Here is a 14925-nt window from a genome sequence, read left to right on the forward strand (position 1 = left end):
TCGGGCGGCCCCGCGAGGTAGGGTCGTAAGCGGTCGGGGACATCCCATACAACTCGCCGGGCGTCGAAACCCGGCGTACCTAACGAGGAGATCGGTTCGTGACGATCCGCGTAGGCATCAACGGCTTTGGCCGCATCGGTCGTAACTACTTCCGCGCGCTGCTGGACCAGGGTGCAGACATCGAGATCGTGGCTGTCAACGACCTGGGTGACACCGCGACCACGGCCCACCTGCTGAAGTACGACACCATCCTCGGCCGTCTCAAGGCTGAGGTGTCCCACACCGCCGACACGATCACGGTCGACGGCCACACCATCAAGGTGCTCTCCGAGCGCGACCCCGCCGACATCCCGTGGGGCGAGCTCGGCGTCGACATCGTCATCGAGTCGACCGGCATCTTCACCAAGAAGGCCGACGCAGAGAAGCACCTCGCCGGCGGCGCGAAGAAGGTCCTGATCTCGGCCCCGGCCAAGGACGAGGACGTCACCCTGGTGATGGGTGTCAACCACGACCAGTACGACCCGGCCAACCACCACGTCATCTCGAACGCGTCCTGCACCACGAACTGCGTGGCGCCGATGGCCAAGGTCCTCGACGACAACTTCGGCATCGTCCGGGGTCTGATGACCACCACCCACGCCTACACCAACGACCAGCGCATCCTGGACTTCCCGCACAAGGACCTGCGCCGCGCCCGCGCCGCCGCGGAGAACATCATCCCCACCACGACGGGCGCCGCCAAGGCCACCGCCCTGGTCCTCCCGCAGCTCAAGGGCAAGCTGGACGGCATCTCCATGCGCGTCCCGGTCCCCACCGGCTCGGCCACCGACCTGGTGGTGCAGCTGGCCCGGGAGGTCACCAGGGACGAGGTCAACGCCGCGTTCAAGAAGGCGTCCGAGGACGGCGACCTGAAGGGCGTGCTGGACTACACCGAGGACCCGATCGTCTCCTCGGACATCGTCAGCGACCCGGCCTCCTGCATCTTCGACTCCTCCCTGACCATGGTCCAGGACGGGACCTCGGTGAAGATCCTCGGCTGGTACGACAACGAGTGGGGCTACTCCAACCGCCTTGTGGACCTCACGGTCTTCGTTGGCGGACAGCTCTGAACAGCTCACCACCGATCGGCTTCCGGTCACTATCGATCGGACCGGCCCCGACCGGCGATGAGAGCACCACGATGTGAGCGAAGGGCCCGGGCGGCGCAAGGTGGCGCGGTCCGGGCCCTGTCGCACGTCCGGCCCTCCTGAGGAGTCCTTTTCCATGAAGACGATCGACCAGCTTCTGAAAGAAGGGGTCGCGGGCAAGCGCGTATTCGTCCGTGCCGACCTCAATGTGCCGCTCGACGGCACGACCATCACCGACGACGGCCGGATCCGGGCCGTGGAGCCGACCGTCGCCCGGCTCGCCGAGGCGGGCGCCCGCGTGGTCGTCGCCTCCCATCTGGGCCGTCCCAAGGGCGCCCCGGACCCCGCCTTCTCGCTCGCCCCCGCGGCGGGCCGGCTCGGTGAACTGCTGGGCGCCGGTGTGGCGTTCGCGACCGACACCGTCGGCGACTCGGCGAAGTCGGTCGTCGCGGGTCTCGCGGACGGGCGGGTCGCGGTGATCGAGAACCTCCGCTTCAACCCCGGTGAGACCAGCAAGGACGACGCCGAGCGGGCCGCCTTCGCCGATCAGCTGGCCGCCCTCGCCGATGTGTACGTCGGCGACGGCTTCGGGGCGGTCCACCGCAAGCACGCCTCGGTGTTCGACCTCCCCGCCCGCCTGCCGCACGCGGCCGGCCAGCTCATCGCCACCGAGGTCGGCGTCCTGGAGAAGCTCACCGTGGACGTCAAGCGGCCGTACGCCGTGGTCCTCGGCGGCGCCAAGGTCTCCGACAAACTCGGCGTCATCGACCATCTCCTGGAGAAGGCCGACCGCATCCTGATCGGCGGCGGCATGGCGTACACCTTCCTCAAGGCCCAGGGCCACGAGGTCGGCAGCTCGCTGCTCCAGGAGGACCAGGTCCCGGTCGTGAAGGAGTACCTGGAGCGCGCCGAGGCCAAGGGCGTGGAGTTCGTGCTCCCCGTCGACGTGCTGGTCGCCTCCGGCTTCCCGGACCTGAAGACCAAGGCCCCGGCCCACCCCACCACCGTCGCCGTGGACGCCATCCCGGCGGACCAGCAGGGTCTGGACATCGGTCCCGACACCCGCAAGCTCTACGCATCGAAGCTCGCCGACGCGGCCACCGTCTTCTGGAACGGCCCCATGGGCGTCTTCGAGCACCCCGACTACGCCGAGGGCACCAGGGCCGTCGCCCAGGCGCTCGTCGACTCCCCGGCCTTCACCGTGGTCGGCGGCGGAGACTCCGCCGCCGCGGTGCGGATCCTGGGCTTCGACGAGAACGCATTCGGCCATATTTCGACCGGCGGCGGCGCCAGCCTCGAATATCTCGAGGGCAAGACGCTTCCCGGCCTCGCCGCACTGGAGGACTGACACTCTGATGAGTACGCGCACCCCGCTCATGGCGGGCAACTGGAAGATGAACCTCAACCACCTCGAGGCCATCGCCCATGTCCAGAAACTCGCCTTCGCCCTGGCGGACAAGGACTACGACGCCGTCGATGTGGCGGTTCTGCCGCCCTTCACCGATCTGAGGTCGGTCCAGACCCTGGTCGACGGCGACAAACTCAAGATCAGGTATGGCGCCCAGGACATCTCGGCGCACGATTCCGGGGCCTATACGGGTGAGATCTCGGGCGCCATGCTGTCCAAGCTGAAGTGCTCCTACGTGGCGGTCGGCCACTCCGAGCGACGGCAGTATCACGCCGAGACCGACGAGATCTGCAACGCCAAGGTGAAGGCCGCCTTCCGGCACGGCATCACCCCGATCCTCTGCGTCGGCGAGGGCCTCGACGTGCGGAAGGCCGGCCGGCAGGTCGAGCACACGCTCGCCCAGCTCGACGGCGGCCTCGCGGACGTCCCGGCGGAGCAGGCCGAGACCCTGGTGATCGCGTACGAGCCGGTGTGGGCCATCGGCACCGGCGAGGTCGCCACCCCCGAGGACGCCCAGGAGGTCTGCGGGGCGATCCGCGGGCGGCTCGCCGAGCTGTACTCCCAGGAGGTGGCCGGCAAGGTCCGCATCCAGTACGGAGGCTCGGTCAAGGCCGGAAACGTCGCCGCGATCATGGCCCAGCCCGATGTCGACGGGGCCCTGGTGGGCGGTGCGGCGCTCGACGCCGACGAGTTCGTCAAGATCGTCCGGTTCCGCGACCAGTGAGTATGCGCTAGCGCCGATCCGTCGTACCCTTGCGGGGACCTGTGGCCGTCGGCCGAGGTCCCCGCAGTCCGTAGAAAATCCGAGAGAATTGCCAGGAAGTAGGGTCCAGCCGTGGTTATGGGGTTCTCGATCGCCCTGATCGTCTTCAGCCTGCTGCTGATGCTGCTGGTGCTGATGCACAAGGGGAAGGGCGGCGGCCTCTCCGACATGTTCGGTGGCGGTATGCAGTCGTCCGTCGGCGGCTCCTCCGTCGCCGAGCGCAACCTCGACCGGATCACCGTCGTGGTCGGTCTTCTGTGGTTCGCGTGCATTGTCGTACTCGGCCTGCTGGTGAAGCTGGACAGCTGACCCACAGGTGTTCCCGTCTTGGGGTGGGGTGTAACTCCAATCACTGGACGAGCGTTGGGCCTTACGTAGACTGGGGCACCGCGGCGCAGCCGCTGTGAGACGCTGTACGGCACCATCACGCAGGGAGTTACGACCGTGGCAAGTGGCAACGCGATCCGGGGAAGCCGGGTCGGCGCGGGGCCGATGGGCGAGGCCGAGCGTGGCGAGTCCGCGCCACGCCTGCGCATCTCCTTCTGGTGCTCGAACGGGCACGAGACGCAGCCGAGCTTCGCCAGCGACGCTCAGGTCCCCGACACCTGGGACTGCCCGCGCTGCGGGTTCCCGGCCGGCCAGGACCGGGACAACCCGCCGGACCCGCCGCGTACGGAGCCGTACAAGACGCATCTGGCGTATGTGCGGGAGCGGCGCAGTGACGCGGACGGCGAAGCGATTCTCGCCGAGGCGCTCGCCAAACTGCGGGGCGAGATCTAGGACTTGGGACACGGCCGGGACACCCGATGGGTGCCCGGCCGTCCTTCTGCCCGGCCTCGTTCCGTGGATTGTCAGTGCCGTCCTCTACGGTTTTTGTACGGGTGGACACGGAGCGTGGTCAGAGCGCGTCCGTACCCGCCGCGTGGCCCTCTCTGATCAATTAGGTTGGGGACGGTGGGACAGCAGGCAGGCACGAGACGAAGTGAGCTGATGTCCGAGTGACGACACAAGGCCGTACCAGGCTCAACCAGACACCCGAGTGGACCGCTCTGGGCAAGCACCGCGAGGAGTTGGGGCAGACGCATCTGCGGGAGCTGTTCGCCGCGGACGAGTCCCGCGGCACCTCCTACACCCTGCGCGTCGGCGATCTCCATCTCGACTACGCCAAGAACCTGGTGACCGACGAGACCCTGCGGCTGCTGCGGGACCTGGCCGCGGCGACCGGCGTGGCCGGGCTGCGGGACGCGATGTTCCGTGGAGAGAAGATCAACACCACGGAGGACCGCGCCGTCCTCCACACCGCCCTGCGGGCCCCCCGGGACGCCGTCGTCGAGGTCGACGGGGAGAACGTGGTGCCCGCGGTGCACGCGGTCCTCGACAGGATGGCCGCCTTCTCCCGGGGGATCCGCTCCGGGGAGTGGACCGGCCACACCGGCCGCCCGATCAGGAACATCGTCAACGTCGGCATCGGCGGCTCCGATCTCGGCCCCGCCATGGCGTACGAGGCGCTGCGCTCCTACACCGCGCGCGATCTGACCTTCCGCTTCGTGTCGAACGTCGACGGGGCCGATCTGCACGAGGCCGTCCGGGACCTGGACCCGGCCGAGACCCTGTTCATCATCGCCTCCAAGACCTTCACCACGATCGAGACGATCACCAACGCCACCTCCGCGCGCGAGTGGCTGCTCACCGAGCTGAAAGCCGGTCAGGAGGCCGTCGCCCGGCACTTCGTGGCGCTGTCCACCAACGCGGACAAGGTCGCCGACTTCGGTATCGACACGGCCAATATGTTCGAGTTCTGGGACTGGGTCGGCGGACGCTATTCGTACGACTCGGCCATCGGGCTCTCCCTGATGATCGCGATCGGCCCGGACCGCTTCCGCGAGATGCTCGACGGATTCCATCTGGTCGACGAGCACTTCCGTACGGCCCCGCCCGAGGCCAACGCACCGCTGCTGCTCGGTCTGCTGGGCGTCTGGTACGGCGGGTTCTTCGACGCCCAGTCCCATGCCGTGCTGCCGTACTCCCACTATCTGAGCAAGTTCACCGCCTATCTCCAGCAGTTGGACATGGAGTCCAACGGCAAGTCGGTGGACCGCGAGGGCAACCGTGTTGACTGGAGCACCGGACCGGTCGTCTGGGGCACGCCCGGCACCAACGGGCAGCACGCCTACTACCAGCTGATCCACCAGGGCACCAAGATCATCCCGGCCGACTTCATCGGCTTCGCCGCACCGGTCGCCGCTCTGCCGCCGGGCCCCGCCGCCCAGCACGATCTGCTGATGGCCAACTTCTTCGCCCAGACCCAGGCCCTGGCCTTCGGCAGGACCGCCGAGGAGGTGCGGGCCGAGGGGGTGCCCGAGGCGCTGGTGGCGCACAAGACCTTCCCGGGCAACCACCCCACGACGACGGTCCTCGCCGACGAGCTCACCCCGTCCGTGCTCGGTCAGCTGATCGCCCTGTACGAGCACAAGGTGTTCGTCCAGGGAGCGATCTGGAACATCGACTCCTTCGACCAGTGGGGTGTCGAGCTGGGGAAGGTCCTCGCCAAGAAGATCGAGCCCGTGCTGGTGGAGGGGACCGGGGGAGAGCGGCTCGACAGCTCGACCGCCGCCCTGGTCGCGAAGTACCGCGAGCTGCGGGGGCGTTGAGGCGATGACCAGGGGGGAGGGCGCGGTGCGGCTCAGGCCGCCGAACCAGGCCCTGAACGAGCGGGTCGTGGGCTGGTGGCGGACCCAGTGGCTGATCGGCACGGTCGTGGTCGGGGGGCTCCCGGCCCTGCTGGGCCTGCTCATCACCCCCGCGCGGTCATGGCTGCTGATCAGCGCGGCCGTGCTGGCGGCGCTGATGGTGGTCTGCACCGCGATCTACCCCCTCTGGTGGTTCCGGGTCCACCGCTGGGAGGTCACCGACGACGCGGTGTACGTACGCACCGGCGCGTTCTGGCAGGAGTGGCGGATCGCGCCGATGTCCCGGATCCAGACCGTGGACACGATGCGGGGACCGCTGGAGCGGTCGTTCCGGCTGGCGACGGTCACGGTCACCACCGCCTCCTCCAGGGGCGCCATCAAGATCGCGGGCCTCGACCACGAGGTGGCGGCGGAGCTGGCGGAGCGACTGACGCACATCACCCAGGCGACTCCGGGAGACGCGACATGAGCGCCACGCCCGGCCCGCCCGGGGCATCCGGCCCGGAGCGTGCCGAGGGCGCCCCTTTCACCGGCCGGGGCGGGGCCACCGGTCCGGGTGAGGCGGGCGCGCCCTCCTCCGGGGCCGCCGAGGGCGTTCTCCCCGGGTCGGCCCCCTCTCCGGTGTCTTTGCCGGGGATGCCGGACGGAGCCCCCGGCCAGGAGCCCCCGGCCCGTGTTCCGGGCGGACCGGCTCAGGGCGCTGCCGGAGCCCTGCCGGGGACCGCTCCGACGGCCTCCGGGAGAGGACCGGCCGTGGTCCCGGCGGATGTGCTTCCCGGCACTCCCACGGCCGCTCCGGGGGACGAGTGGCGGCGGCTCGACAAGCGGGCGCTGCTGGCCACCGCGGCCGTCATGACGGGAGTCGCCGGGGGTATCTGCCTCCCGGTCCTGCTGGGCCTCTCCTCCGGAGCCTGGTTCGGCAACGGCCCCCGGCGCGGTGTGGGCCTGGTGCTGCTGCTGACCGGCGCGGTCCTGCTGGTGCTGGCCGGGGTGGCCGCCGAGTACGTCAACCTGCGCAAGACCCGCTACCGCACAGGTCCCGAGCGCGTCGATCTCCACACCGGGCTGCTGCTGGTCAAAAGGCGCTCCCTGGCCCGTGAGCGCATCCGCAGCGTCGATCTGACCGCCAACCCGCTGCTGCGGATCCTGGGCCTCGTGAAGGTGCGTATCGGCACCGGCGAGCACAGCGGGAGCGGCGAGTCCACGCTGGAGCTGAACCCCGTCTCCAGGGCCGAGGGCGAGCGCCTCCGCGGCGAACTGCTGAACCGCCCGGCCACTGCCCCCGGCGTCCACCGGGAGGGCCTGCTCGCCACCGTCGACCCCGCCTGGATCCGCTACGCTCCGGCGTCCTTCGTCGCCCCCCTGCTGGGCGGAGCGGCGGCGGGGGCGGTCATGCAGGGCAGCGACTGGCTCGGAGTGCAGAGCGAGGTCGTCGACTGGATCGGCGATCGCTTCCAGGACACCTCCATCCTTCTGATGGTCGTCGTACTCGTGCTGGCGGCGCTCGTCGCGGGCATCGTCGGCTCGCTCGGCCTGTGGATCGAGATGTGGTGGAACTACCGGCTGGAGCGGGAGCCCGGGGGCACTCTCCGGGTCCGGCGGGGTCTGTTCACCACCCGCTCGATATCGATGGAGGAACGCAGGCTGCGCGGGGTGGAGCTGGTCGAGCCGCTCGGTGTGCGGCTGCTCGGTGCGGCGAGGGTGGACGCGGTCGCCACCGGTATCGCCCAGGACAGCAAGGACAAGCACGCCGACCTCCAGATACTGCTGCCGCCCGCGCCCCGCGCGTTCGCCGACACCGTCGCCGGACAGGTGCTCCGTGAGCCGCACACCCCCACGGGCGCGCCGCTGACACCGCACCCGAAGGCAGCCCGCAACCGCCGGCTGCGGGTGGCGGCGGCTCTGGTGACGGTCCCGCTGCTGGTCCTGAGCGTTCTGGGGTTCTGGCTCACGGACGTGCTGCTGTACATCGCGGCGGGCTGCGCGGTCGTGGGGCTCCCGGTCGCGGTGTTCTTCGCCCTCGACGCCTACCGCAGCCTGGGCCACGGAATCAGCGGCAACTATCTGCTGGCGCGCTCGGGATCGGCCCGCCGCGCCACCGTGGCCCTCCAGCGCAGCGGGGTCGTCGGCTGGACCCTGACGCAGTCCGTCTTCCAGCGCCGGGCGGGGCTGCTGGACCTGACGGCGACGACGGCCGCCGGGTCGGGGGGCTACACCGTGCACGACGCCGGGGAGAGCGAGGGCCTCGCCTTCGCCGCCGAGGCGGTGCCGGGACTGCTGGAGCCGTTCCTCGTACGGGAGGAGGGGCCGACGGGTACGGGCGGCGTGACGGCACCCGGGTGACGGCTTCCGGCCCCTCTGCCACTCCGACGGCCCGGAAGCCGCAGGTCCGATCCGGCCGCTGGTCGTCCCCCCGCCCCGGGCACCGGTTCGTCCCGCACCCGGCGGACCTGCTGCCGGTTCGCTCCGAGCCCCCGGCGGCCCGGCTGGTGTGTGCCCCGGCCCGGCTGGTGGGTGCCCGGCCCCCCGAGATCGTCACCCTCCGCGATCAGTGATCTGATGGGCCGTCTTTTGCGGCTCGTCGTAAAGCCGTTGGGCAATCACGGCCCTGCACCCGGTGAGTTTCGGCCGACGCCCTCCGAGGCGCCCGCAGGCTCACGCTGAGTGCGAGCCGTCGTTCGTCTTCGCCACGATCAGCTCCCGCTGGAGTGCTGCCGGTACGGACAGCGCCCCGAACAGCGCAAACCCCTCCCTAGTGCTGTGGCCGGAAGGGTTTGCCGTGGGCCCGCGGTGTCCGGTGCGGTGCAGCGCAAGGCGGAGGTCCGCAGCTCGTACCCGCCGTACTCGCGCGGTCCGACAACGCAGCTGGGGGTACCTCCGGGCCGCCGGGCCCAGGGGGAGCCGTGCAGGGCGCCGCGGGCCGGTGAACGTTTCCGGTCACAGCACTACCGGCGGTGTCGATGCCCTGCTCGATGACGTACGGGCCGATTCCGCGTTCGCGCGGCTCGGCGCCGAGGGGGACCGGGTGCGGGACCGAGCGGAAATGCCGGTTGAGCCGCGGCACCTTCAACGTGCCGCCCTCGCGCATCAGCCGCATGCCGAACTCCAGGCCCAAGGAATCAGCGCTGAGCCCAGAACAGGGCGTGCCCGCCCTCTCCTTCCGGCACGAACTCCTCCCGCTCGACCGTCAGCCCGGCTCGAGCGATCCATGCCCGGTTCGTGGCCGCGTCCGCGTGGCTCCACCACATGGCGGTACCGCCGCCCAGCCAGTCCTCATCGACACCGGTCCAGGCCCGATGGCCGGTGGTGCCCAGGAACCAGCCGCCGGGCCGCAGCCAGCCGGCGACTTTCCGCAGCAGCGGAAGCTGTTCGTCGAGCGGGATATGGATCAGCGTGTAGAGGGAGACGACCGCGTCGAAGGACGCCGGTGCGAAGTCCACGGCCGTGGCGTCGGCGCGGATGAACTCGGCCCCCGGCACGAGTTCCCGGGCCCTGCGGATCTGCACCTCGCTGATGTCGACGCCGGTGACTCGCCGACCCGCGGTGGCCAAGGCCCGGGCCACGGGAACCCCGCTTCCGCACCCGAGATCCAGCACCGTAGCGCCGGCCGGGAGACGGCCGGACAGTTCGCTGATCCAAGGCCGGTACTTAGTCTCGGTGCCGTACGCCTGGTCGTAGCGGAGGGAGAGCGCGTCGTACCCTCGCCGGACCAGGTCTTTGGGATCTTCGATGTCCACGCCGGTGCACGCTAGCCGCCCGCGATGAGGGCCGCGAACGGTTTTCCCGGGCCCTCAGCACGACGACGAGGCCGTCGTCTCCTGCGCAGTCACCTGCCGGGCGGTAGATCAGCGGACCCTCGTCGGCTCGGCCACCAGCGCCGACAGCAGCCCCCGGCCCCCGGCGGTCCGTGCGCAGAACGCCCTCTCCGCCCGGGCCCGGGCGGCGGTGACGATGCGGCCGAGCCGAGCCGTCCCGGCGGCTCGATCCGGTCCGGCGCGGCACCGCACCGCCAGGGTCTGCGCCACCCGTTCCTCCGCGCCGGCTCGACCGCACACACGTCGGCGGCCGGCCACGAGATCAGCCGTCCGCCCGCGTGGGCGCCGGAATCCCGGGGCTTCGCGGATCCGCCCGCGGCGGTACCCGGCGCCCCGGCCGGTGAACCCGTCCGACGGTCGGTTTGCGGCTGGGGGCCGGAGACGGGAGTCCGGGGCCTGCCTGCCGCATATCCGCCCCGCGCATGTCCTTCCCGCGCACACCCGGCCCGGGGTTCGGGGCAACGCAGCGGGCCCGGTCCGCCGGGTGGGGCGGAACCGGGCCCGGAAACGGGGGCTGGGTCAGGGGGAGGCGGGGGGATACAGATCCCGGGGGAGCTGGGACGCCGCCGGGGCGTCCAGGAGCCACAGCGTCCGGCTGCGGCCCGACGCGCCCGCCGCCGGTGCCTGGATCTCACCCGCGCCCGAGAGGGCGATCGCCACGGCGTTCGCCTTGTCCTCGCCCGCCGCCAGCAGCCACACCTCACGCGCCGCCCGAATCGCCGGAAGCGTCAGGGTGATACGGGTGGGCGGGGGTTTGGGCGCGCCGTGGACCCCGACCACCGTGCGCTCCGCCTCCCGTACCGCCGGCAGCTCGGGAAAGAGCGAGGCGACATGGGTGTCGGGTCCGACGCCCAGCATAAGGACGTCGAAGCCGGGCACCGGGCCGTGGTCCTCGGGTCCGGCCGCCGCCGCGAGGGCGGCCGCGTACGCCGCCGCCGCGGCCTCCACATCACTGCCGTACGGTCCGTCGGAGGCGGGCATGGGGTGCACCCGGGCCGGGTCGACCGGGACGCGGTCGAGCAGGGCCTCACGCGCCTGGGTGGCATTGCGCTCCGGGTCGCCCTCGGGGAGAAACCGCTCGTCACCCCACCACAGGTCGAGACGGCGCCAGTCGACCGCGTCACGCGCGGGGGAGGACCCCAGCGCGGCCAGCAGGGCGTTGCCGTTGCGACCGCCCGTGAGGACGACGGACGCCCGGCCGCGTGCGGCCTGGGCGTCCACGACCTTCGTGATCAGCCGGGCCGCCGCGGCCTGGGCCATCAGCTCCTTGTCGCGGTGGACGACGAGCTGGGGAGCACTCACGTCGAAGCCGCCCTCTTGGTGGGCGTCTTCTTCGCCGCGGCCCGCTTGGCCGGAGCCTTCGCGGTCGTACGGGAGGAGCCGCCTCCGGCGGACTCGGAGCCCGGCGTTTCGGAGCCGGCCGGCCCGGAACTCGACGAACCCGGCGCCCCCGTCGCACCCACCACCTTGGCCGCGTCGGCCGCCCGTGCGGCGGCGGCGATCTCCGAGACGTCCGCCGAGCCGCCCGGCCCGCCGTCGCCCAGTCGGTCGATCCCGTACCGCAGCGCCGAGGCGTAGGTGTCGTCCGGGTCCAGCCGCCGCAGCTCCTCCGCGATCAGTTCCGCGGTGTCCCGGCGCTTCAGCGCGACGGCCCGGTCCGGCTGCCCCTCGATGGACAGCGTGGCCAGCGAGCCGTCCGCCCGGTCCAGGACGATCCGGCCGCAGGTGGACTCCAGCCGCACGGCGGTCAGCCCGGGGCCCGGCGACGAGGTCCGCCGCACGGGGACCTTCAGCCGGTCCGCGAGCCACATGGCGAGCAGTTCGACGCTCGGGTTGAACTCCTCGCCCTCCACCTCGACCGCCGTGACCTCGCAGCTCACCTGGTCCAGCGCGGCGGCCAGCATGGAGCGCCAGGGGGTGATCCGCGTCCAGGACAGATCCGTGTCCCCGGGGGTGTACGACTCGGCACGGGCCGCGAGCTCACGGGTCGGCTGCTCGGCGGCGTACGCGTCCGTCACCCGCCGCTGGGCGAGCGCGCCCAGTGGGTCGGCGGCCGGGTCGAGCGGTGCGTTCACCGGCCACCAGACGACCACGGGGGCGTCCGGCAGCAGCAGCGGCAGCACGACCGACTGGGCGTGGTTGGTGACCTCGCCGTACAGCCGCAGTACGACGGTTTCCCCGGTGCCCGCGTCCGCGCCGACCCGTACCTCGGCGTCCAGGCGCGCCTGCGCCCGGTCGCGCGGGCTGCGCGAGACCCGCTTGATGACCACGAGGGTGCGTGAGGGGTGCTCGCGCGACGCCTCGCTGGCGGCCTTCAGCGCGTCGTAGGCGTTCTCCTCGTCGGTGACGATGACCAGCGTGAGGACCATGCCGACGGCCGGGGTGCCGACCGCCCGGCGCCCCTGCACCAGCGCCTTGTTGATCTTGCTGGACGTGGTGTCCGTAAGGTCGATCTTCATGGCCGGCGCCAGCTCCGTCCGTCTCGTGCGAGCATTTCGTCCGCCTCGACCGGGCCCCAGGACCCGGAGGGGTACTGGGCGGGCTTGCCGTGGCTGTCCCAGTACTCCTCGATCGGGTCGAGGATCTTCCAGGACAGCTCGACCTCCTCGACCCTCGGGAAGAGGTTGGAGTCGCCTAGCAGGACGTCGAGGATGAGCCGTTCGTACGCCTCGGGGCTGGACTCGGTGAAGGACTCGCCGTACGCGAAGTCCATCGACACGTCCCGTACCTCCATGGAGGTCCCCGGCACCTTGGAGCCGAACCGCATGGTCACGCCCTCGTCCGGCTGGACCCGGATCACCAGGGCGTTCTGCCCCAGCTCCTCGGTGGCCGTGTGGTCGAAGGGGGAGTGCGGGGCGCGCTGGAAGACGACCGCGATCTCGGTGACCCGCCTGCCGAGCCGCTTGCCCGTACGGAGGTAGAAGGGCACCCCCGCCCAGCGGCGGTTGTCGATCTCCAGCTTTATGGCCGCGTAGGTGTCGGTCTTCGACCCGGGGTCGATGCCCTCCTCCTCCAGATAGCCGACGGCCTTCTCGCCGCCCTGCCATCCGGCGGCGTACTGCCCGCGCACGGTGTCGGCTCCCAGGTCCTTCGGCAGTTTCACCGCGCCGAGGACCTTCGTCTTCTCCGCCGCGAGCGCGTCCGCGCCGAAGGAGGAGGGCTCCTCCATCGCGGTCAGGGCGAGCAGTTGGAGAAGGTGGTTCTGGATGACGTCACGGGCGGCCCCGATGCCGTCGTAGTACCCGGCACGGCCGCCGATGCCGATGTCCTCGGCCATGGTGATCTGGACATGGTCGACGTACGACCGGTTCCAGATCGGCTCGAAGAGGGTGTTGGCGAACCGCAGCGCCAGAATGTTCTGGACGGTCTCCTTGCCCAGGTAGTGGTCGATCCGGAAGACCTCGTTCGAGGGGAAGACCTCGTGGACCACCTGGTTCAGCTCCATGGCGGAGGCCAGGTCGTGCCCGAACGGCTTCTCGATGACCGCGCGCCGCCAGGAACCTTCCCTCTGCTCCGCCAGACCGTGCTTCTTGAGCTGCTGCACGACCTTGGGGAAGAACTTGGGCGGTACGGACAGATAGAAGGCGAAGTTGCCTCCGGTGCCCTGTGCCTGGTCCAGCTCGGCGATCGTCTTCTTCAGCGTCTCGAAGGCGTTGTCGTCGTCGAAGTCGCCCTGGACGAACCGCATGCCCTGGTTGAGCTGCTGCCAGACCTCCTCGCGGAAGGGCGTGCGGGCATGCGCCTTGACGGCGTCGTGGACCTCCTGCGCGAAGTCCTCGTCCTGCCACTCACGGCGGGCGAAACCGATGAGGGAGAAACCCGGCGGAAGGAGCCCGCGGTTGGCCAGGTCGTACACGGCGGGCATCAGCTTTTTACGTGACAGATCGCCTGTAACGCCAAAGATGACCAGGCCCGACGGCCCCGCGATACGCGGGAGCCGTCGGTCGGCGGCGTCACGAAGCGGATTGGCTTCGCTTGTACCGGACAAGGGCGGTCAGCCTTCCGAAGGGGCGAGGCGCTTCAGCTCGGCCTCGGTCGAGTGGAGCAGGTCGTTCCAGGACGTCGCGAACTTCTCGACGCCCTCGTCCTCAAGGAGCTGCACGACGTCGTCGTAGGCGATGCCGAGCTTCTCCACGGCCGCCAGTTCGGCCCGCGAGCGTTCATAGGTGCCGCGCACCGTGTCACCGGTGATCCGCCCGTGGTCGGCCGTGGCGTCCAGCGTGGCCTCCGGCATGGTGTTCACCGTGCCGGGGGCGACCAGGTCGTCCACGTACAGGGTGTCCTTGTACGCCTTGTCCTTGACGCCGGTCGACGCCCACAGCGGACGCTGGCGGTTGGCGCGCGCCCGGTCCAGGACGTTCCAGCGCTCGGACGAGAACACCTCCTCGTAGGCCTCGTACGCGAGCCGCGCGTTGGCCAGGGCGGCCTTGCCGCGCGCCTCCTTGGCCTCCGGGGTGCCGAGCGCGTCCAGGCGCTTGTCGATCTCCGTGTCCACCCGGGAGACGAAGAACGACGCCACCGAGTGGATCTTCGAGAGGTCGAGGCCCCGCTCATGGGCCTTCTCCAGCCCGGCGAGATACGCGTCCATCACCTCGCGATAGCGCTCCAGCGAGAAGATCAGCGTCACATTGACGCTGATGCCGAGGCCGATGGTCTCGGTGATCGCCGGCAGGCCCGCCTTGGTGGCGGGGATCTTGATCAGCGTATTGGGCCGGTCCACCAGCCAGGCGAGCTGCTTGGCCTCGGCGACCGTCGCCGCCGTGTTGTGGGCCAGACGCGGGTCCACCTCGATGGAGACCCGGCCGTCCTGGCCGTCCGTGGCCTCGAAGACCGGCCGCAGGATGTCGGCGGCGTCACGTACGTCCGCCGTCGTGATCATACGGATGGCTTCCTCGACGGTCACCTTGCGGACGGCCAGCTCCGCGAGCTGCTTCTCATAGCCGTCACCGGAGCTGATCGCCTTCTGGAAGATCGACGGGTTGGTGGTCACGCCCACCACGTGCTGCTGGTCGATCAGCTCGGCCAGATTCCCTGACGTGATCCGCTGCCGGGACAGGTCGTCGAGCCAGATCGCGACGCCTTCGTCGGAGAGGCGCTTGAGTGCGTCTGTCATAAGAGTTGC

14 protein-coding genes are annotated in these 14925 nt (G+C 70.6%); 8 read left to right on the top strand and 6 right to left on the bottom strand.

The window, feature by feature from the left end:
* Positions 1 to 98 precede the first annotated feature (98 nt).
* From gap to ACIBCM_RS03370, 8 genes are all read left to right on the top strand, one after another.
* Positions 99 to 1109, top strand: coding sequence for a type I glyceraldehyde-3-phosphate dehydrogenase (gap, locus tag ACIBCM_RS03335; RefSeq protein WP_399239582.1), 1011 nt, complete (start codon positions 99 to 101; stop codon positions 1107 to 1109).
* 154 nt (positions 1110 to 1263) lie between these two features.
* Positions 1264 to 2475: a phosphoglycerate kinase gene (locus ACIBCM_RS03340; RefSeq protein ID WP_399239584.1), complete on the top strand. Its 1212-nt coding sequence runs from the start codon at positions 1264 to 1266 to the stop codon at positions 2473 to 2475.
* Between the two features lie 7 nt (positions 2476 to 2482).
* Complete coding sequence (gene tpiA / locus ACIBCM_RS03345) at positions 2483 to 3259, top strand: triose-phosphate isomerase (RefSeq protein WP_399239586.1); 777 nt, start codon at positions 2483 to 2485, stop codon at positions 3257 to 3259.
* Between the two features lie 117 nt (positions 3260 to 3376).
* A complete protein-coding gene (gene secG, locus ACIBCM_RS03350; protein ID WP_177148920.1) occupies positions 3377 to 3607 on the top strand; it encodes a preprotein translocase subunit SecG in 231 nt (76 codons plus the stop codon).
* 135 nt (positions 3608 to 3742) lie between these two features.
* Positions 3743 to 4078, top strand: a complete 336-nt coding sequence (locus ACIBCM_RS03355; protein ID WP_003957010.1) for an RNA polymerase-binding protein RbpA — start codon at positions 3743 to 3745, stop codon at positions 4076 to 4078.
* A 218-nt stretch (positions 4079 to 4296) separates the two neighbouring features.
* Positions 4297 to 5949 carry a glucose-6-phosphate isomerase gene (gene pgi / locus ACIBCM_RS03360; RefSeq protein WP_399239587.1) on the top strand — a complete coding sequence of 551 codons (1653 nt, stop codon included), beginning with the start codon at positions 4297 to 4299 and terminating at the stop codon, positions 5947 to 5949.
* Between the two features lie 4 nt (positions 5950 to 5953).
* Positions 5954 to 6457: a PH domain-containing protein gene (locus ACIBCM_RS03365; protein ID WP_399239589.1), complete on the top strand. Its 504-nt coding sequence runs from the start codon at positions 5954 to 5956 to the stop codon at positions 6455 to 6457.
* Positions 6458 to 6624: 167 nt separating this feature from the next.
* Positions 6625 to 8331: a PH domain-containing protein gene (locus ACIBCM_RS03370; protein ID WP_399239845.1), complete on the top strand. Its 1707-nt coding sequence runs from the start codon at positions 6625 to 6627 to the stop codon at positions 8329 to 8331.
* A 776-nt stretch (positions 8332 to 9107) separates the two neighbouring features.
* On the opposite strand, the gene ACIBCM_RS03375 is transcribed toward ACIBCM_RS03370, so the two are convergent.
* The 6 genes from ACIBCM_RS03375 to tal all read right to left on the bottom strand — a co-directional run bounded on the left by ACIBCM_RS03375 (position 9108) and on the right by tal (position 14916).
* On the bottom strand, positions 9108 to 9725 hold the full coding sequence (locus ACIBCM_RS03375) for a class I SAM-dependent methyltransferase (protein ID WP_399239592.1): 618 nt from the start codon (positions 9723 to 9725) through the stop codon (positions 9108 to 9110).
* A 108-nt stretch (positions 9726 to 9833) separates the two neighbouring features.
* Positions 9834 to 10013: a hypothetical protein gene (locus tag ACIBCM_RS03380; RefSeq protein WP_399239594.1), complete on the bottom strand. Its 180-nt coding sequence runs from the start codon at positions 10011 to 10013 to the stop codon at positions 9834 to 9836.
* A 309-nt stretch (positions 10014 to 10322) separates the two neighbouring features.
* Positions 10323 to 11105, bottom strand: a complete 783-nt coding sequence (pgl, locus tag ACIBCM_RS03385; RefSeq protein WP_399239596.1) for a 6-phosphogluconolactonase — start codon at positions 11103 to 11105, stop codon at positions 10323 to 10325.
* On the bottom strand, positions 11102 to 12262 hold the full coding sequence (opcA, locus tag ACIBCM_RS03390; protein WP_399239598.1) for a glucose-6-phosphate dehydrogenase assembly protein OpcA: 1161 nt from the start codon (positions 12260 to 12262) through the stop codon (positions 11102 to 11104). Before opcA ends, pgl begins: the two co-directional genes overlap by 4 nt.
* Positions 12259 to 13791 carry a glucose-6-phosphate dehydrogenase gene (gene zwf / locus ACIBCM_RS03395; RefSeq protein WP_399239600.1) on the bottom strand — a complete coding sequence of 511 codons (1533 nt, stop codon included), beginning with the start codon at positions 13789 to 13791 and terminating at the stop codon, positions 12259 to 12261. Before zwf ends, opcA begins: the two co-directional genes overlap by 4 nt.
* Positions 13792 to 13797: 6 nt before the next feature.
* Positions 13798 to 14916 (bottom strand): transaldolase, encoded by a 1119-nt coding sequence (gene tal, locus ACIBCM_RS03400; protein ID WP_399239602.1) that lies wholly within the window; start codon positions 14914 to 14916, stop codon positions 13798 to 13800.
* Positions 14917 to 14925: the final 9 nt, after the last annotated feature.

The organism is Streptomyces sp. NPDC051018 (genome assembly GCF_044456085.1).
Lineage (GTDB): Bacteria > Actinomycetota > Actinomycetes > Streptomycetales > Streptomycetaceae > Streptomyces.

What these genes read in the sequence shown, in the direction of transcription:
- ACIBCM_RS03340 (WP_399239584.1), top strand. Translation starts at nt 1,264, where the DNA reads ATGAAGACGATCGACCAGCTTCTGAAAGAAGGGGTCGCGGGCAAGCGC.
- tpiA (WP_399239586.1), top strand. Translation starts at nt 2,483, where the DNA reads ATGAGTACGCGCACCCCGCTCATGGCGGGCAACTGGAAGATGAACCTC.
- secG (WP_177148920.1), top strand. Translation starts at nt 3,377, where the DNA reads ATGGGGTTCTCGATCGCCCTGATCGTCTTCAGCCTGCTGCTGATGCTG.
- ACIBCM_RS03365 (WP_399239589.1), top strand. Translation starts at nt 5,954, where the DNA reads ATGACCAGGGGGGAGGGCGCGGTGCGGCTCAGGCCGCCGAACCAGGCC.
- ACIBCM_RS03370 (WP_399239845.1), top strand. Translation starts at nt 6,625, where the DNA reads ATGCCGGACGGAGCCCCCGGCCAGGAGCCCCCGGCCCGTGTTCCGGGC.
- opcA (WP_399239598.1), bottom strand. Translation starts at nt 12,262, where the DNA reads ATGAAGATCGACCTTACGGACACCACGTCCAGCAAGATCAACAAGGCG.
- tal (WP_399239602.1), bottom strand. Translation starts at nt 14,916, where the DNA reads ATGACAGACGCACTCAAGCGCCTCTCCGACGAAGGCGTCGCGATCTGG.